This is a genomic window from Serratia sp. Ser99, assembly GCF_024519545.1.
Classification (GTDB): Bacteria; Pseudomonadota; Gammaproteobacteria; order Enterobacterales; family Enterobacteriaceae; genus Serratia; species Serratia liquefaciens.
Window position 1 is genome coordinate 1 of sequence record NZ_JALJRT010000016.1, and the last position, 18633, is coordinate 18633.

The following is an 18633-nucleotide window of genomic DNA, read 5'->3' on the forward strand; positions in this document are numbered from 1 at the left end:
GCAGTTGACTTTTAATCAATTGGTCGCAGGTTCGAATCCTGCACGACCCACCAATACAGAAAAAAGCGCCTTTAGGCGCTTTTTTCGCATCTGTGCCACCTTATTCCCGCAAACTCCTTGATCACATACTCCGCCGTGTCGTGCTGGATGAGAACCTGCGTTCAGGTTCGAGCCGAGCGAAGCGAGACGACAACGCACAGCGTTGCCCGCAGGGCGAGGCCCAAGGCCGAGTCAATCCTGCACGACCCACCAATACAGAAAAAAGCGCCTTTTGGCGCTTTTTTCGCATCTGCGCCCTGATAATCTCTATAAGCCTCACCACGTCCGCCCTGCCCCTGAAAATAATCATCCCCCTGCGCCGCCAATAGAAAAGGCGCTGCAAGCAGCGCCCTTGGGCTATCCTGGCGTTGCCGAGCGGATTATCAGGCCGCCAGCGTCGCCCCGCCGTCAATCACGATATCCTGCATGGTGATATGGCTGGCGCGATCGGAAGCCAGGAACAAAATGGCATCGGCGATTTCCTGCGGCTGGGCAATTTTCCCCAGCGGAATACCCAGCTTGAACTGTTCCGGGAAACCGTTGATGGTGTTCTGTTCCCCCGTTTCGTCCTGCCACATGCCGCGCTGCATCGGGGTATTGGTCGAGCCGGGCGAAACCAGGTTGCAACGTACGCCATAAGGCGCCATTTCCAACCCCACGGTTTGGCACAGGCTACGCAACGCCGCTTTGGAAGCGCAATAGGCCGCCATGCCAACACGCGGCACATGCGCCGCATTGGATGCCACGCTGACAATAGCGCCGCGTCTCTGGCGACGGAATACCGGCAGGGCATGGCGGAACATATTGAATGCACCACCGGCATTAACCGCCAGGCAGGCCAACCAGTCTGCGGTGCTGGTTTCGTCCGCCAGCCCCATGCGCAGAATACCGGCGCCGTTGACCAACACGTCCAACTCACCCTGCTCCGCCAGTAAACGCCCGCACAGGGCATCTACCGCATCGCTGTCGGCAATATCCAGCACTTCGGTGCGAAACGCGTATTCCGGTTCGCCAAAGTGCTTATCGAAACCAATTACCTCGGCACCGGCCCGCACAAACGCCAATGCGGTCTCCAGGCCAATCCCGGCGCCCGCGCCGGTAACCCAGACTCGTTTGCCGGCAAAATCGCCCTGTTGACTCATCAGGCTTTCCCCTCTGACAACAGCGCCCACCAACCATCAATGGTCGGGTTCTTGGCCAGGGCGATAAAATCGATATCGCCGCGGATCTTACGCCAGCGTGCCGCCAGCTCCATGATCCGCACTGAATCCAGACCGTAGTCGATCAGGTTCTCGTCGTCACCCATGTCTTCGCTGTCTTCGTCGAGGAAAGGCATGATTTGCTGACGCAACGCCGCTTTGCTGGTGATCCCTGGCAGCAGCTCGGCGGTGGTAACCACGCGGCCACAGCGGCCGGCCGTGTAACGCAGCGCCATCAGGTGCTCTTCGCGGGAGAAGTCGGCCAGACCATCAGCAACCATAAACGGCTGAATGTTACGCATAAAGGCATCGATCGCCGTGGTCATGCAGCCGATATGGGCGTAAACACCACAGATGATCAGCTGATCGCGGCCTGACTCCTGCAGAATTTCCTGCAGCGGTGAACGGTGGAAGGCGCTGTAACGCCATTTCACCAGCACAGTGTCGTCTTCTTCCGGCGCCAGCGCGGCGACCACCGCCTGTTGCTCCGGGTGCTTGTTCAATCCCGGCCCCCACATATCATTGAGCAACGCCCGATCTTCATCGCTCTGCTGATTAGGCTGCGCGGTGTAAAACACCGGGATGCCCTGGGACTTGCAGTAGCGGCGCAGGTTGGCGATGTTCTCCACTACCTGTTTGATCAACGGGCTGTCTTCACCCCAGAAATTCAGAAAATACTGCTGCATGTCGTGGATCAACAGTGCAGCGCGCTGCGGTTCCACCGTCCAGCTCACTTTGTTGGTCGGCAGTTCAGCCTGAGTCGGCAACGCGTAATCATTAAGTTTTGGAATGGCCATGACTTATTCTCCCTGGACCTGAGTCAGTTGTTGCGCCTCCAGGCGTTGGCGCAACAGTTTTTTATCCACTTTGCCAACCGGGGTGAGCGGCAGCGTCTCAACCTGTATAAAGCGGTCGGGTAATTTGAATTCGGCCACGCCCTCGGCGCGTAAATGGCGACGCAAAACGACCGGTTTCAATGGGCTGGTGGCGATAATGTAGGCGCAGCTTTTTTCGCCCATCAACTCGTCCGGCATCGAAACCAACGCCGCATTGATCACTTCCGGGTGACGCAGCAGCAGGTTTTCGATCTCCTCGGCGGCAATCTTCTCCCCACCGCGGTTGATTTGGTCTTTCTGCCGCCCTTCAACCTTCACATAGCCGTCTTCAGTCAGGCTAATCAAGTCGCCGGAGCAGTAGAAACCGTCTTTATCGAAGGCGGCGGCATTATGTTCCGGGCTTTGGTAATAACCGCGGAAGGTATAGGGGCCACGGGTCATCAGACGCCCGGTCTCGCCGACAGGCAGCGGATTACCGTCGTCATCGGCCACCCATAGCTCGTCATCCGGCGACATCGGGCAGCCCTGAGTAGTCAAAATATGTTGGTCGTCATCATCCAGCCGGGTGTAGTTCACCAGGCCTTCCGCCATGCCGAACACCTGCTGCAGCTGACAGCCAATTTCGGCCGGAATGCGCGCGGCCAGGGTTTCCCCCAGCTTGGCACCGCCCACCTGCAACAGCTTCAGGCTGGCCAACTGCTGGCAACCGCCCCATTCCTCAATGGCCTGCAGCCACAGCGTTACCGCCGGTGGCACCAGCGCCGTCACGTTAATCTGGTGCTGTTCTATTAAGCGGAAGCATTGCCCGGCATCCGGATCGCTGGCGAACACCACCAGCCCACCACCGTAAAACACGCCCAATACGCCAGGCGAGCTCATCGGATAGTTGTGTGCTACCGGCAGTGCGCACAGATAACGGGTTTCGTCATCAAAATGACAAATCTCCACGCTGCGGCGAATGCTGTAGTAGTAGTCGTTGTGGGTACGTGGGATCAGCTTCGGCGTGCCGGTACTGCCACCGGAGAGTTGGAAGAACGCTACCTGATCGGCCGCGGTTGGCGCAGCCACGAAATCGCCGCAATCCTCTTCCAGCCAGCTCGCCAGCGACTGCTCACCCTGTTCCTCACTGCGCAAAGCGACCAGGCGCAATGAAGGATGTTCAGCGCGAAACGTCGTCAGGTATTCGTCGTTACCGAACAGGCCATGCTGACGATCGGCAATCAGCAACGCCGGTTTGATCTGCGCCGCATAGGCATTCAGCTCATTGCGTTGGTGGCTAAACAGCGCATTTACCGGCACCACGCCAATTTTCAACAGCGCAAAGAAAGTCACGTAGAACTCGACCACGTTACCCAACTGCACCAGCGCGGTATCGCCGCTGTGTATGCCCCGACGCAGCAAGGCCGCAGCCAGCCGATCGGAGAGTTGATTAAGCTGGCGATAGCTCAGGCTGCGTTGCGGGTCGATCAGCGCGATGGCGTCATTTTTAGCCTGGCGGGTGATGATGTTGGTCAATGGCCGGTCGGTCCAATATCCCCGTTCGCGATAGCGACGGGCTAATGCCTCAGGCCAGGGAGTAAAAGCAATGCTCATGGAAATGTCTATCCTTGGTTCAGGCCAAACGCCCGCGAAATGGTACTGAGTTTGGTGCCGGTTTCGTGCCATTCAGATTCCGGCGAAGAGTCTTGCACAATGCCGGCTCCGGCAAAGAGTCGCACCTGGTTACCCTGCACCGTGCCACAACGGATGGTCACTACCCACTCCCCGTTGCCTTCGGCATCACACCAGCCGACGATGCCGCCAAACAGGCCGCGATCAAAAGGCTCCAGTTGCTTGATCACCTGATGCGCCAGCGCCGTTGGCGTACCGCACAGCGCCGGTGTCGGATGCAGCAGGCAGGCCAACGACAACGCGTTTTCCGCCCGGCTGGCGGCCTCGCCGCCGATTGGCGTAGACAAGTGCCACAGCGTGGTGGTGCTCAATAATTCAGGCGAGGTGGGGATATTCAAATAACTGCAGCGATCGGCCAGCACCTGCCGCATACCTTCGGTAACAAACTGGTGCTCGTAGAGATCTTTCTCGGAAACCAACAGCTGTTGGCTGACTTCACGATCCCGCTGCGGGTCGGCGTCACGACGGGCGGAGCCTGCCAGCGGGTTGGAATAAAATTGTGCGCCGGATTTACGCAGCAGCAGTTCAGGGCTGGCGCCCAGCAATGCTCCTTGTTCCAACGGCACATGGAAATGGAAGCCATGCGGGTTTTGCGCGATGATACGCGCCATCAATGCCTGACTGTCTACCGGTTCGCGTGTTTCAATCTCCAGCAGGCGTGACAGCACCACTTTATCCAGTTGGTCACCACGGGTTGCTTCCACCGCATCTGCCACCATCTGCATGAAAGGCTGTTGTGCCGGCACTTCATTTTGGCTGATAATTTCCGGCAGGGCTTCCTGTGGTGAGGTTACGCCAGCCAAAAAGGCATCGCGCTCAAACCACTGGGTGTGCTGGGGAATAAAAAGCGCAGAGGGTTGATGAGTATCGAACGGGATCGCGCCGCACAGGACCGGGTTTTTCACCCCCGCCAGTTTGGCTTCGGCAAAAGCATGCCGTACCGCCTGCTGGAACTCGCCGTTATGCTGATCCCCGCCCTGGGCCGGCAGCGTGATTTTGGCGAAGCAGCCCTGGGTGCTCAGGCTACGGAAAGGAGAGGTAAAGAAAAAGCCGGAGGTCGGCGACACGCCTGCTACGGACGACTCGCTCTCCTTGCTGTGCGGCTTCTTCTGCCCGGTACCCTTTACTGTCACGCTCATCGGTTCTCCCTTTCGTATCATGAACAATAACCTGTATAATAATGATTATCATTTGTATTGAATCGCGTTAAATTACCCTCGTGAATATGCTATGTCAATAAATGTAAACAGTTCTTCTATTCATTATCGTGCTATAAAACCAGCAGTTTTAATTATATAAATGATAAGTATTACTATTTAAATTCTAAGGAATGCTTTATGAAGAAGAATCTGTTCTTCGGCTTCGCACTGTTTGGCATGTTAGCCATGGGTGCAGCCCATGCCACAGAGGCCGGTTGGCCGCGTAAAATCGAAACTTCACACGGCGTAGTCACCCTGCAGCAGCCCCCTACCCGCATCGTTTCCACCAGCGTAACCGTCACCGGCACCCTGCTGGCGATTGATGCGCCAGTGATCGCCAGCGGCGCCACCACGCCCGGCAGCCGTCTCGCGGACTCACAAGGTTTCTTCCACCAATGGAGCGCTATCGCAACGCAGCGCGGCGTAAAGCGCCTGTACATTGGTGAACCCAACGCAGAAGCCATTGCCGGTGAAGCGCCCGACCTGATCATCATCTCCGCTACCGGTGCCGACTCCGCCGTACGCCTGTACGATCAGCTGTCCGCCATTGCCCCGGTGCTGGTGGTCAATTACGACGACAAAAGCTGGCAGGCGCTGGCGATAGAGCTGGGCCAGGCCACCGGGCACGAAGCCGATGCGCAAAAAATCGTTGATGATTTCGATAGCCGGGAAAAGTCACTCAAACAACGTATGACGCTGCCGGAACAACCGACCTCCGCTCTGGTCTTCAGCGCCGACGGCAAGTCAGCCAACCTGTGGACCGCCGAATCTTCCCAGGGGCAAATGCTCAAGCAGCTGGGTTTCACCCTGGCGGTTCCGTCTGACAAGCTGAACAACAGCCGCAGCATGGGTATGCGAAAGGACATCATTCAGCTCGCCGGGGAAAACCTGGCGGAAGGGCTGAACGGCCAGACGCTGATGCTGTTTGCCAACAACGAAAGCGATGCGCAGCGGCTGATGGCCAATCCTTTCCTCGCTCACCTGCCGGCGGTGCAGCATAAGCGGGTTTATGCGCTGGGCAATGACACCTTCCGACTGGACTACTACAGCGCCAGCAACCTGCTGACGCTGTTGGAAAAACAGTTTATTTCTCAGTAGATCCCGCGGCGGGCTGGAGATCGCTTTCCTGCCCGCCAAGGCTCACCTGACGCAGACCTTTCATCGCGAACGCCAGCACCACACCCAGTACCGCCACGCCAAAACCGAAGCTGGTTGAAGTCATGGCCGGCAACATAAACGCCCCCATCGCCCCCAGCAGCAGGGCACCCAACGCGTCCCCCACCACATTTTGCGCCGTCCACAGGCCATTAATGCGCCCCAGGAAAGCATCCGGCGTCAGGTTCTGAATCAGCCCGTACTGCAGTAATGAGTTCAATGCGCTCAGGTAGCCAAACACCACCAGGAAGAACAGTGCCAGACCGTACCAGGGCATCAGGCCGAACAGGCCGATAGCGACAAACGCGCCAATCGCCGTCATCAGCATCATCCAGCCCGGCCGCGCCACGTGCGCCACCCGGCCACTGGTAAAGGCGCCAATTGCCGCGCCCAGCGGCACGGCGGAATACATAAAGCCCAGCTGCGCCGCACTGACCTGCCACATGCCGGACATCGCCGGGTACAGAACTCGCACCGCGCTGGCCATGGTCAGCAACGCGCCGATCAGCGCCACCATGCCAATCACCCGGTTACGAAACAGGAAGCCAAATCCCCCGGCCAGTGCGCGCAGCGGATGCTCACGCGGCTGAGGGGGTGGCAACAGCTGTGGCAGCTGCAATAAAGGGATCAACGTCAGCAAGGTGCCGAAGGCCGCCAAAGCGTAGTTCCAGGTCACGCCGGCGTTGGCAATCACCAACCCGCCGATCGCCGGGGAAAGAATGGAGCCGAAACGCACCGTCAGCATGCTGATGGCACCGGCCTGAACGATATTTTCACGCCCAACCAGCGCAGGCGTCGCCGCCAGCAACGCCGTCACGCCTACCGCCCCGAAGAACCCGTCCCAAACCGCCAGCAGATAAATCAGCGTTAATGACGGCGCAGGTAAAGCGGCATTTAAACAAAGACCGATAAACCCAATACCACAGGTGGAACGGGCAAAGAGGATCAGACGGCGGCGCTCGTAGCGGTCAGCCAGTACGCCCCCCATCAGCAAACCGGCAAACATGCCGCTGCCGGCCAGCGTCACGGACAACCCGACCAGCAGCGTCGACCCGGTCAGGGCCTGGATCTGCACCGGGATGGCAATGGCCATCAGCCCGAGCGCCAGAATGGAAATAAAACGCGCGCAGAACACAGCGCGAAAGGCGCTATTGGTCTTAAGCAGGCCAAAATCAAGCAAAATAGAGGGCTTACTCATTAGCTTTCTCACCACAACTAAAGAAAAGGGGCAGCGTCTGTGCTGCAATAGCGAAGGGACTCATGGTACCATAGATGAAAACAATCAATAATGATAATAAATATCATTCATATTCAATCAAATAATGGATTGTTATGTTACGGATTACACGCAATTGCACACCGTCCATTCCGCTGTCCAGGGACCGTCTTGCGGGTGGCTCTCCCCGCTCATTTCGTCGCAAGCTGCTTGGCTTGCTGATTGCCGTTTGCGCCCTGTTGGTCGTCATGCTGCTCAGCCTGTCGCTCGGTGCCAAATCTATCCCCTTCGACACGGTTATCCAGGCGCTCAACGGCCAATGTAGTGGCGCCGACTGCACCATCATTACCAACGCCAGGCTGCCGCGCACGCTGATCGGCGTGCTCGCGGGTATCGCCCTTGGCCTGTCCGGCGTGCTGATGCAAACCCTCACCCGCAATCCGCTGGCCGACCCCGGCATTCTCGGCGTTAACGCCGGCGCGGGGTTTGCCGTGGTATTGGGCATCACTTTCTTTGGTGCCGCCCACGTCGGCGAATATCTGTGGTTCGCCTTTGCCGGCGCGATGTTTGCCGCCCTGCTGGTGGCTCTGATCGGCGCATTGGGCGGCAGCAGCCTGAACCCGGTTCGCCTGACGCTGGCCGGCGTTGCGCTGGCGGCGGTGCTGGAAGGCATGACCTCCGGCATTTCCCTGTTGAACCCGCTGGTCTTCGATCAGCTGCGTTTTTGGCAGGCCGGTTCGCTGGATATTCAAAATATGCAGGTGGTGCGCACCGTTGCCCTGCCGATCCTGCTGGGCACAGCAATCACGCTGTGGATGAGCAAATCGCTGAACAGCCTGAGTATGGGCAATGAGTTAGCCACCGCGCTGGGCACCGGTATCGTCCGCACCCAGTTGCTGGGGTTGCTGGCGATCACATTGCTGTGCGGTGGCGCCACCGCCGCCGTTGGTCCGATAGCCTTTGTCGGGCTGATGATGCCGCACATTGCCCGGCGACTGGCCGGCTCCGAGTTGCACTGGATGCTGCCGTGGACCTTGGTATTGACCCCTATCCTGCTGCTGAGCGCCGATCTGATCGGCCGCTTCCTGGTCGCCGGTGAACTGCGCGTTTCCATCGTCACCGCGCTTATTGGCGCACCGCTGCTGATTATGCTGGTTCGTCAACGCCATATGTTCAGGAGGCAGCGCTAATGTCGATGTCCGCAGCCCGTCTGATGGCCAACCACAAAATGCGCGCCTTGTCGCGCCCGGCGCTAACCGCGCTGCTGCTGTTGCTTGCCGCTCTGGCACTGGCGATTTATGCCCTGGGTTCCGGCGCTCTGTCGCTCAGCGCTCTGCAGGTGATCGACGCCTTACGCGGTGAAGGCCCGGCCAACCTGGCGGTGATCGTTACCCAGTGGCGTTTGCCTCGCGTGATAATGGCGCTGTTGTTGGGTGCCGCGCTCGGTATCAGCGGCGCCATCTTCCAATCGCTGCTGCGTAACCCGCTCGGCAGCCCGGACGTCATCGGTTTTAATACCGGCGCTTACAGCGGCGTACTAGTGGCAATAGTGCTGTTTAACGGCGGCATTCTCGGCATCACCTCCGGGGCACTGGCCGGTGGCTTGCTGACCGCCGCGCTGATTTATCTGCTGGCATGGCGCAACGGCGTCGAGTCATTCCGTTTGATTATCGTCGGTATTGCCGTTCGCGCCTTGCTGGTGGCCGGCAATACCTGGCTGATCATCAGCGCTTCGCTGGAATCCGCCATGACCGCCGGACTGTGGAGCGCCGGTTCGCTCAACGGCGTGACCTGGGCGAAAAGTTTGCCGGTGCTGGCGGTGATTGCGCTGTGCTGCCTGCTGCTGTTGATGCTGGCCCGCCGCATGCGGCTGCTGGAGATGGGCGATGACACCGCCTGCGCACTCGGTGTGCCGGTGGAGCGCTCACGCGTGCTGCTATTATTGGTCGGCGTTACCCTGACTGCCGCCGCCACCGCCGTCGCCGGGCCGATCTCCTTTATTGCGCTGGTAGCCCCCCAGATTGCGCGACGCCTGTGCGCCAACCGCAGCGTCCTGTTGCTGACAGCCCTGACGGGTGCCCTGTTGCTGCTGCTCGCCGATGTCGCGGCGCAACGCCTGTTTATGCCTTATCAGTTGCCGGTCGGGGTATTGACCGTCAGCCTGGGCGGCATTTATCTGATTTGGCTATTAATCCGTGAGTCACGAAAAAAATGAATGCTGAACTCTTACAGCCCGCGCCGTTACGCGCCGAAAACCTGACGCTCGGCTATGACAAAAAAATCGTCGCGCGCGACCTTTCCGTTTCTATTCCGCACGGTGAACTGACGGTCATTATCGGGCCGAATGCCTGCGGAAAATCGACCTTGCTGCGCACTCTTAGCCGCCTGATGCAGCCGCAGGCCGGTGCCATCTGGCTCAACGGCAAACACATTAGCGACTATGCCACCAAAGAGGTGGCTCGCCAGTTGGGGCTGTTGCCACAAAGCTCGACCGCGCCGGGTGACATTACCGTGTTTGATCTGGTGGCACGCGGTCGCTATCCGCATCAGCGCCTGTTCAGCCGCTGGCGTGAAGAAGACCAGCAGGCGGTCGAACAGGCCATGCGCTCCACCGGCGTGTTTGAACTGGCTGAACAGCCGGTTGATACGCTTTCCGGCGGACAGCGTCAGCGGGTCTGGATCGCTATGGTATTGGCGCAGCAAACGCCGTTGCTGCTGTTGGATGAGCCGACCACCTGGCTGGATATCAGCCATCAGATCGACTTGCTGGAACTGATGCGCCAGTTAAACCGTGAAAATGGCCATACGCTGGTGGTGGTGCTGCACGATCTCAACCATGCCTGCCGTTACGCCACGCATCTGATTGCCATGCGCGACGGTAAAGTGGTCGCCGAGGGTGCACCGAAGGATATTGTGACGCCGGAATTGATCGAAAAGGTCTACGGTCTGCGCTGCATGATCATTGACGATCCCGTCTCGCACACGCCGTTGGTGGTACCGCTGGGTAAGTAATCGATATTGTAGGGGCCCAGCATGCTGGGCCCGCGTTAATCGGGACGAATGTATTCGTCCCCTACCATCACTGGGTATTATAAAGCGCGAAGTATGCGGTTCAACAACGGTCCTAATACCTTGAACGACGTTGGTGAAACGATATCCACGTGCGCACAGTCCAGTTCATGAACCTGTAGCGCGTCCACATATTGCGACCAGGTCTGCTGAACATCCATCCCCTCCTGCAACGTCTGGCGCGCGACAAACAGCGTCGCCTGTCCTTTGAAGTTCGCCGTATGGGTGGCTGAAAGCAGACGAACCGAATCGGCATAGTTGGCTTCGATATTATCGAACATGGCTACGCGGGTTTCGCCCAATGCCGGATCCAGCGCATCTTCAGACACCGCCAGGAACTGCTGACGTTCGCGCTGAACTTCTTTCAACACGTTGTCATCCAACATCACGTCCCAGTTTTGCGTTTCCGGCGGATAGGTATCCAGCAGCCCAAGGAAAGCCACTTCTTCGCCCCTTGCCTGTAAGCGCGCGGCAATACCTTGTGCCAGAGTACCGCCCAGCGAGTAACCGATAAAGTGATACGGGCCGTGCGGTTGCACTTGCAACACCGTCTCCAGATGCGCATCGCATACCTGGTCCATATTTTCGCTCAGTGCCAACGGGCCATCCGGCCGTGGAGACTGAATACCCACCAGCGACCAGTGCTGATCGATATAGCGCGGCAACACGCTAAACTGCCATGAGAAGCCGGACGCCGGATGCAGGCAGAACAGCGTTGGTCCTTCGGTGGTGCGCAGTGGCAGAACGCGGTCAAAACCGGTTTTGTCAGCTTCTTCCTGGGTGCGTTCTTCGGCCAACAGCTGCGCCAGCTGTTCCACGCGGGAAGCCACCATCACCTGCCCTACCGACACCGCCTTGCCCAGCTCACGCCGCAGCTCCGCCGCCAAACGCATCGCCAACAGCGAGTGCCCGCCGAGGGCAAAGAAGTCATCGTCGGCAAACACGGTTTCGCGTTGCAGCAGGCGAGCGAACACCGCAGCGATCGCCGTCTCCAGCCCCGCATGCGGCTCACGCCCTGCCGCGCGGGTTGCGCCCTGCGGTTGCGGCAACGCTTTACGATCCAGCTTGCCATTGGCACTCAGCGGCAGAGTATCCATCTCGACCAGCGCCACCGGCACCATATGCGGCGGCAGCCGATCGGCCAACGCTGCGCGGAGCGCGTCCAGATCAAGGCGCACACCGGGCTGCGCCACCAGATAGCCCACCAGCTGGCGGGCATCGCCACCGCCAGGATCGGTTGGCGTATTTTCCAGCACCAGCGCGTGAGTCACCGCCTGTTTAATCCCCGGCAGCGACAGCAAAGCATGGTCGATTTCACTCAACTCAATACGTTGCCCACGTATTTTTAACTGATCGTCACTGCGGCCAAGGTATTCCACCTCGCCTCCCGGCAGCCAACGGGCGACGTCACCCGTGCGATACATCCGCCCACCATCGCCGTCAGGATCGGCTACAAAGCGGCTGGCGGTCAGTTCCGGTCGTCCCAGATAGCCGTGCGCCAGTTGCACACCGGTAAGGTACAAATCACCGGCGACGCCCGGCGGCACTGGCCGCAGGCGCGTATCGAGGATGCGTAAACCGGTGTTCCAAACCGGTAAACCAATCGGCACATTGGCGCCAGTGACGGCAGCCAAGGCTTCGCCCCAGGCCGGATGCCAACTCACGTCCACCGCCGCTTCGGTCGGCCCGTACAGGTTATGCAACGGCACCGCAGTGCGGCTTTGCCACAGGCGGCACAGTTCCGCCGGCAAGGCTTCACCACTGCAAAATACCTGGCGTAACGGCGCACAACACGCCACCGCCTGCGGGCCATCCAACGCGCTGACGAAGGCCGCCAGCATCGAAGGGACAAAGTGCATGGTGGTGACACGATGTTGATCAATCAGCTGGAGCAGCTGTTCCGGATCGCGGTGCGCTTCAGGCGGGGCCATCACTAACTGGGCCCCCACTATCAGCGGCCAGAAGAATTCCCATACCGAAACGTCAAAACTGCAAGGCGTTTTCTGCAGCACCACATCGCCTGCCGCCATAGGATACTGATGTTGCATCCACAGCAACCGGTTGACGATCGCCTGATGCCCCACCAACACGCCTTTCGGTCGCCCGGTCGAGCCGGAGGTAAAGATAATGTAGGCCGGGTGATGCGGCGTCGGTCCATTGAGCGTGACGTTGGCTGCGCTGTCTATCGACAACGGCGCGTCATACAGCAAGATCTCACCCTTGCCGGCAAAACGTGCCTGCTGGGTCGGTTCGGTGATAATCAGGCGCGGCGCAGCGTCCTCCAGCATCATGCCAAGACGCTCGTCAGGATAACCGGTATCCAGCGGCAAATAGGCCGCCCCGGCTTCGACGATGGCCATTAACGCCAGAGACAAAAAGACCGAACGCGGTAAGGCAACGGCGACGATATCACCCGGTTGTACGCCCTGCTCCGTCAACTGACGCGCCAGCGCGACAACCTGTTCACGAGTTTCGCGATAGGTAAATTGGTACTGCGCATCGGCCAGCGCCGGGGCGTCAGGGGTTTTCTGCGCCTGCTCCGCCAGCAGCCCGCTAAGGGTTTGCGCCTTCACCGAATGTGCCGTGTCATTAACCCGGGCCAACAGTTGGCGGTCTTGCTCGGTGAGCAAATCGGCATCGCCAATCGGCATCTGAGGCTGTGCGGCAAACTGACGCAACAACAGAGGCAGGCGTTGCAGATGCGCCGCCAGCTCATCACGCTGATAACGTTCGGCATTAGCCAACAGATCGACCTTCAGCGTACCGGCCTCGTCGAGGTACAACGCGATCTCCAGATCACGGACCGGCCCGGAAGCCAGCTCATGGGTGATGCCTTCGATACCGCCGAAGTCCAACTGGAAATCGAACATCTTAAAGTTGAATACCGTGCCGTACAGCGGTTGGGCATCGCCAATTCGCCCCAGATCGCGTTGCACCTGCTCCGCCTCGTAGCGCTGATGGCGGCGTACGATTTTTAACTCACGACCAATATTACCGGCGACCTCGCTCAGCGTAGCCTGAGGGTCGAGGTGCATTTCGATCGGCAAGACGTTAATCACCGGTCCGTTGGCACAGAGCGCGGCCGAACCGGTACGGCGCATAAAGATAAAACCGGCGCTGAAGCTGGCATGTCCGCTCAGGCGTGAAACCCACAACGCAACCAACGCCAGTGCCATATCTGCCACGCTGAACTGCTGCTGACCGGCGTTCACCAACTGCGTGAAATCTTGTCGGTCGCACAGCTGTGACAAGCGGTGAATACGGGTGGTTGGCGTCTGCCCGGCCAACGGTTGCGGGCAAAGGGTGGCAGGCGTCGGCAATTGCTGTGCCTTGTTCAACCAGAAGGCAGCGTCGCGCTGAGAGGTGGACGATTGCGCATAACGCTGATATTCCTCGACCACTTCGCTGAATGCGCTGAAGGGCGTCGGATCCGGCCGTTCATTGTGCAACGTCCGGGTGTAAATATGGGCGATTCTGCGGGCAATGGCGGTAAAACTGAAGCCATCTACCAGAATATGATGATAACGCTGATACCAAAACCAGCGCTGTTCCGACAGGCGGATCAGCATATGACGATATAACGCATTGCCGCTACCGATGCGCAAATCACCGGACATATCCAACTGCATGAGGGCACGCGCCGCTGCAGCGGCATCGGGAGATTCGCTGAGATCGATGTATTCTACCGGCAGGATCGCCAGCTCGGGGTCATGCCACTGCATCGGCACCCCGTCACGCTCTTCAAAGCGGAACTGCAGGGTATCTACTTCCGACAGCCCCTGCTCAATCGCACGCAACAGGCACGCCTGATCCAGCGGGCCATTCAGCTCAATATAGTGGGAAACCGCATAGGCGTTGGCATGCGGTGAAATCTGATCGGCAACCCAGATCCCGGGTTGCGCGGCGACCAACGGCAGTTCAGTGGCGAACGGCCGTTCGGTCGGTAATAAATTCCGGTCTGACAAGGTACTGACTCCTGTTATCGGTATTGGCGCCATCACGCCTTACGCAGCGAGGCGGGCCGCATATCCTGCCAATGCTGTTCCAGCCAAATCACGCACAGCGGACGCGCCGCAGGGCCAAACACCGGCGTCCACCCCGCCGGCACTGCGCTAAAGTCTGGCCACAGGCTGTATTGCAATTCATCATTCTGCACAATCAGGCAGCTTTGTTGCTCGTCATCGAACGGGTTCAGAGTTTCCATCGCGGACTCCTTGGGCAGTGAAGGTTAGCGTGATCGAGGGGGCAGAAGATTGGTCCGCCCACAGTGCCTGCAGACCGTCTATCAGGCCGCCACGCCAGCACAAATGATCGTGTCCCCCGGCCACCACCCGGTATTGCACCCGGTGACCGGCATCACGCAGCAAGTCCGCCATCCGATCGTTGACCCGGCGCGCCACTTTTTCATGCACGCCGGCTTCCATAAACACCTTCAGCTTGCCTTTGCCAACGCCCTGCTCAACCTGATGCAGTAACCAACCGGCATCGGCCGGGATTTCCGCAAGCTGATACATGTCGCGACGTGGCCACCAGAAAGAGCTGGACTGGCAAATCACCCCGCCGAAGCTCTGCGGCCAGTGCAGCCCGGCATACAGCGATGACAAGCCGCCAAAACTTTGGCCGCACACCAGAGTACGGGCAGGATCGCGCTGGTACGGCGCCCATTCGGCGACCTGCGGCAGCAATTCTTCTTGTACCGCCAGCCAGAAATCTGCATTGCAGGCCAGCTCCTGGGAGCGGTGTTTAAGATCGATAATGTCAATCAACAGATAAACCGCTTCCGGCAGCTTGCCCTCGCGGGTCAACTGCATCAGCGGATCCCAGACCGGCATGTTGCTCGCCCAGAATTGACCGTCCAGCAATATCGCCAGCGGACGTTGTGTTGGATCGCCTTCGCCGGTGGTATAAACCCAGACGTTACGGGTATTGCCCAGACGCTCGCTGTGCCAGCTGTGGCGCTGCAGTTTCGCCGGGGGTGCTGGAGTACAACGCCCGCTGGCGACCGCATAGCGATCGAAATCCTGCCAGGCCGGTTGCGGCAGCGCTTCCGGCATATGCAGACCTGACAATACATGGCCGCCGACACCGGCCCAGGAACGATGGGGATTCAGCAGGTCCTGGGTCGCACCGGCAAACACCTGATGCCACCAATGGCGGACCGAATGCATATTAACGTGCGCATCCTCATCACTGGGGGCCAATGGCCGGTCGTCCATGCAGGGGATAAAGCAGTAGCTGCCGCGCCAGTCGGCGCTGAGCTCGGTCTGCCAGTACCAAACGTCGGTCCCTTCCAGCCGTTGCAGGCTCTGCGGCGGCGACGACTGATGATGGTCGGTCAGACAATTGATGTGGATCCAGACGCGTCGATAGGCGGAAGTGAGTTCACATCCCTGGGGGTCACGCCATAAAAAGGTGACCTTCCCGCGTCCATCCCCTTGCAGCTCCACCAGCGGCGTGCCGCGTTTGGCGATATTCAGCCACCATCCATGGCGCCCGGCGTGCTTGCTTGATAATAATCTGCTGCTTTCTGACTCGGATTTTGTTTTCAAACGCCTATTCACTATTTAGCTGGCAGCTTCAGGAAAGCCGGTAATTTCGCGGCGCGAGGCGCTGCCCAAGAAAACGGTAAGTCGAATACTATTGATAATTATTTGCGTTTGCAATAGTGTGTGTAGGCTCGTAAACAGGGCAGGTATTCTTCAACAGGGACGGATGCCGAATTTAAGCGCTGAATCCAATGTCGTGGCCGCTGCGTCTTGGCCGATTGGGTTTCTCTTTCCGAAAACAAAAAACTACAACCGCCCTTCTCATAGCCGGAGAGCTACTGCTTCGGTGCCCGGAGAAAGGCAGCAAGGTAGGAACTCTCAGATGAACAGCAAATTATCACGTTATTCCTTAGCCACACTCATCGGGTTAGGGTTAGGCGCGTCCGCTTTTGCACACGCCGCACAGCAAACCGACACCAGCCCAGAAACAGACAAGGTCGCCAAAAGTAAAAAAGAAGCCGCCGAGGACACTATTGTTGTCACTGCCGCCAAGCAAAACCTGCAGGCACCTGGGGTTTCTACCATTACCGCCGACGAAATCAAAAAGCGCCCACCTGCCCGTGATATCAGCGAGCTGATCCGCACCATGCCCGGCGTTAACCTGACCGGTAACTCCACCAGCGGCCAGCGCGGCAACAACCGCCAGATCGATATCCGCGGCATGGGCCCGGAAAATACCCTGATCCTGATTGACGGCAAACCGGCCAGCAGCCGCAACTCGGTGCGTCAGGGCTGGCGCGGTGAGCGTGATACCCGCGGCGATACCGCCTGGGTCCCGCCGGAAATGATTGAACGTATCGAAGTGCTGCGCGGCCCCGCGGCAGCCCGTTACGGTAACGGCGCCGCCGGCGGCGTGGTCAACATCATCACCAAGAAGAACACCAAAGAGCTGCACGGCTCGCTGAACACCTATTTCGACGTGCCGGAGCACAAGCAGGAAGGCTCCACCAAGCGTACCGACTTCAGCCTGTCCGGCCCGCTGACCGACCAGTTGAGCTTCCGCCTGTTCGGGGGTTACAGCAAAACTCAGGCCGATGCCTGGGACATTAACGAATCGCATAAATCCGAGCGAGTGGGTGCCTACGCCAGCAGCATTCCTTCCGGCCGTGAAGGGGTGGTAGATAAAAATATCGACGCCTTGCTGCACTGGGACTTCGCGCACCTGCAGTCGCTGGAGTTTGAGTATTCCTATGGCCGTCAGGGCAACCTGTACGCCGGTGACACTCAGAACACCAACACCAATGCGCTGGTACAGAGCAACTACGGCAAAGAAACCAACCGTATCTATCGCGAGACCTTCGGCCTTAACCACCGCGGTGCCTGGGACAATGGCGTCAGCACCAATAACTACGTTCAGTTCGAGCGCACTCGCAATACCCGCCTGAACGAAGGGTTGGCCGGCGGTACCGAAGGTATCTTTGACGCTAAAAACGAAGGCTTCGGCACCACCAAGCTGGACGATTTCCTGGCGCACAGCGAAGTCAGCGTGCCATTTGAACTGGGCGTGACGCAAACCGCCACCCTGGGTACCGAATGGAACCAGCAACGCATGAAGGACGGTTCATCCACCAGCCAAACGATGATGGGGGGCACCATTCCCGGTCAAGGTAGCGGTACTCGTAGCCCTTACGCATCCGCCCATATCTTCTCGCTGTTTGCCGAAGACAACATGGAGCTGACCGACAGCACCATGCTGACGCCGGGCCTGCGTTACGATCTGCACTCCGAAGCCGGTAACAACTGGAGCCCGTCGCTGAACCTGTCACAGGAACTGGGCGACAACTTCACCCTGAAAATGGGCATCGCCCGCGCCTACAAAGCACCTAACCTGTACCAGACCAACCAGAACTATTTGCTGTACAGCAAAGGTCAGGGTTGTTCGTCCAGCGATGTCAAAAATGGCTGCTACCTGCTGGGTAACGACGACCTGAAGGCAGAAACCAGCGTCAATAAAGAAGTCGGGTTGGAATTCCACAATGAAGGCTGGCTGGCCGGCGTGACTTATTTCCGCAATGATTACCACAATAAAATCGAAGCGGGCAATAGCCGTATCGGTACCAGCAGCACCGGCACAGCCGTGTACCAATGGGAAAACGTGCCGAAAGCGGTAGTCCAGGGCCTGGAAGGCACGTTGAACGTGCCGGTCAGCGAGACCGTCTCCTGGAGCAACAACGCCACCTATATGATCGAGAACAAGAACAAGAGCACCGGCGACTACCTGTCGGTGATCCCCAAGTTCACCATCAACTCGACGCTGAGCTGGCAAGCAACCCAGGACCTGTCGATGCAATCGACCCTGACCTGGTACGGCCGTCAGAAACCGAAGAAGTACAACTACCAGGGTAAACCGGTCAGCGGTACTGAAACCAAGGAAGTCAGCCCTTACGCCGTGGTAGGTGCCAGCGCGACCTATGATGTGACTAAAAACATCAGCCTGACGGCGGGTATCGACAACCTGTTCGACAAACGTCAGTTCCGCGAAGGTAACTCGCAGAACGTGGGTGACCCAACCACCGGTGCCATTAACATTGCCGGTGCAGGTGCCGCCACCTACAACGAACCGGGTCGTACTTACTATATGAGCGTGAATACCCATTTCTAAACGGCCGGCTTAATCAAGACTGCTAACCCCCACTAAGGGGCTAAACCGGTAGGGGTCGAACATGTTCGACCCGATTAAATCCAGTGTTTATGCAACTGGGC

13 protein-coding genes and 1 other RNA gene are annotated in these 18633 nt (G+C 58.6%); 6 read left to right on the forward strand and 8 right to left on the reverse strand.

Going from position 1 to position 18633, the window contains the following annotated elements:
- The first annotated feature begins 126 nt into the window (after positions 1 to 126).
- Positions 127 to 252, forward strand: a non-coding RNA gene (locus NR114_RS22425) — RtT sRNA.
- Positions 253 to 422: 170 nt separating this feature from the next.
- Here the strand turns inward: NR114_RS22425 and dhbA are convergent.
- From dhbA to NR114_RS22445, 4 genes are read right to left on the reverse strand one after another with little or no spacing between them, the layout of a single operon-like run.
- Positions 423 to 1181 carry a 2,3-dihydro-2,3-dihydroxybenzoate dehydrogenase gene (gene dhbA / locus NR114_RS22430; protein ID WP_020827962.1) on the reverse strand — a complete coding sequence of 253 codons (759 nt, stop codon included), beginning with the start codon at positions 1179 to 1181 and terminating at the stop codon, positions 423 to 425.
- Positions 1181 to 2035 (reverse strand): isochorismatase, encoded by an 855-nt coding sequence (locus NR114_RS22435; protein ID WP_020827963.1) that lies wholly within the window; start codon positions 2033 to 2035, stop codon positions 1181 to 1183. The genes dhbA and NR114_RS22435 overlap by 1 nt, the downstream gene beginning before the upstream one ends.
- Positions 2036 to 2038: 3 nt before the next feature.
- The gene (locus NR114_RS22440) at positions 2039 to 3667 is read right to left on the reverse strand and encodes a (2,3-dihydroxybenzoyl)adenylate synthase (protein WP_234529611.1); all 1629 of its coding nucleotides are present in this window, start codon (positions 3665 to 3667) and stop codon (positions 2039 to 2041) included.
- A gap of 8 nt (positions 3668 to 3675) precedes the next feature.
- Complete coding sequence (locus NR114_RS22445) at positions 3676 to 4884, reverse strand: isochorismate synthase (RefSeq protein WP_234529610.1); 1209 nt, start codon at positions 4882 to 4884, stop codon at positions 3676 to 3678.
- Positions 4885 to 5082: 198 nt separating this feature from the next.
- Here NR114_RS22445 and fepB point away from each other — a divergent pair, with 198 nt between their 5' ends.
- Positions 5083 to 6042, forward strand: coding sequence for a Fe2+-enterobactin ABC transporter substrate-binding protein (gene fepB, locus NR114_RS22450; protein WP_048760950.1), 960 nt, complete (start codon positions 5083 to 5085; stop codon positions 6040 to 6042).
- On the opposite strand, the gene entS is transcribed toward fepB, so the two are convergent.
- Positions 6029 to 7297: an enterobactin transporter EntS gene (gene entS, locus NR114_RS22455; RefSeq protein ID WP_020827967.1), complete on the reverse strand. Its 1269-nt coding sequence runs from the start codon at positions 7295 to 7297 to the stop codon at positions 6029 to 6031. The two genes, fepB and entS, sit on opposite strands and share 14 nt — an antisense overlap.
- Positions 7298 to 7431: 134 nt before the next feature.
- Here entS and fepD point away from each other — a divergent pair, with 134 nt between their 5' ends.
- The 3 genes from fepD to NR114_RS22470 are packed head-to-tail and all read left to right on the forward strand — an operon-like array spanning position 7432 to position 10327.
- A complete protein-coding gene (gene fepD, locus NR114_RS22460; protein WP_129983444.1) occupies positions 7432 to 8505 on the forward strand; it encodes a Fe(3+)-siderophore ABC transporter permease in 1074 nt (357 codons plus the stop codon).
- The gene (gene fepG / locus NR114_RS22465) at positions 8505 to 9530 is read left to right on the forward strand and encodes an iron-enterobactin ABC transporter permease (RefSeq protein ID WP_020827969.1); all 1026 of its coding nucleotides are present in this window, start codon (positions 8505 to 8507) and stop codon (positions 9528 to 9530) included. The genes fepD and fepG overlap by 1 nt, the downstream gene beginning before the upstream one ends.
- The gene (locus tag NR114_RS22470) at positions 9527 to 10327 is read left to right on the forward strand and encodes an ATP-binding cassette domain-containing protein (RefSeq protein ID WP_020827970.1); all 801 of its coding nucleotides are present in this window, start codon (positions 9527 to 9529) and stop codon (positions 10325 to 10327) included. Before fepG ends, NR114_RS22470 begins: the two co-directional genes overlap by 4 nt.
- Before the next feature lie 77 nt (positions 10328 to 10404).
- Here NR114_RS22470 and NR114_RS22475 read toward each other — a convergent pair whose 3' ends face one another.
- The 3 genes from NR114_RS22475 to fes are packed head-to-tail and all read right to left on the reverse strand — an operon-like array spanning position 10405 to position 15933.
- On the reverse strand, positions 10405 to 14349 hold the full coding sequence (locus NR114_RS22475) for an enterobactin synthase subunit F (protein ID WP_256814507.1): 3945 nt from the start codon (positions 14347 to 14349) through the stop codon (positions 10405 to 10407).
- A 32-nt stretch (positions 14350 to 14381) separates the two neighbouring features.
- The gene (locus tag NR114_RS22480) at positions 14382 to 14588 is read right to left on the reverse strand and encodes an MbtH family NRPS accessory protein (RefSeq protein ID WP_020827972.1); all 207 of its coding nucleotides are present in this window, start codon (positions 14586 to 14588) and stop codon (positions 14382 to 14384) included.
- On the reverse strand, positions 14563 to 15933 hold the full coding sequence (gene fes / locus NR114_RS22485) for an enterochelin esterase (protein ID WP_176984234.1): 1371 nt from the start codon (positions 15931 to 15933) through the stop codon (positions 14563 to 14565). The genes NR114_RS22480 and fes overlap by 26 nt, the downstream gene beginning before the upstream one ends.
- Positions 15934 to 16252: 319 nt before the next feature.
- Here fes and NR114_RS22490 point away from each other — a divergent pair, with 319 nt between their 5' ends.
- On the forward strand, positions 16253 to 18532 hold the full coding sequence (locus tag NR114_RS22490) for a TonB-dependent siderophore receptor (RefSeq protein WP_122079953.1): 2280 nt from the start codon (positions 16253 to 16255) through the stop codon (positions 18530 to 18532).
- Positions 18533 to 18633 lie beyond the last annotated feature (101 nt).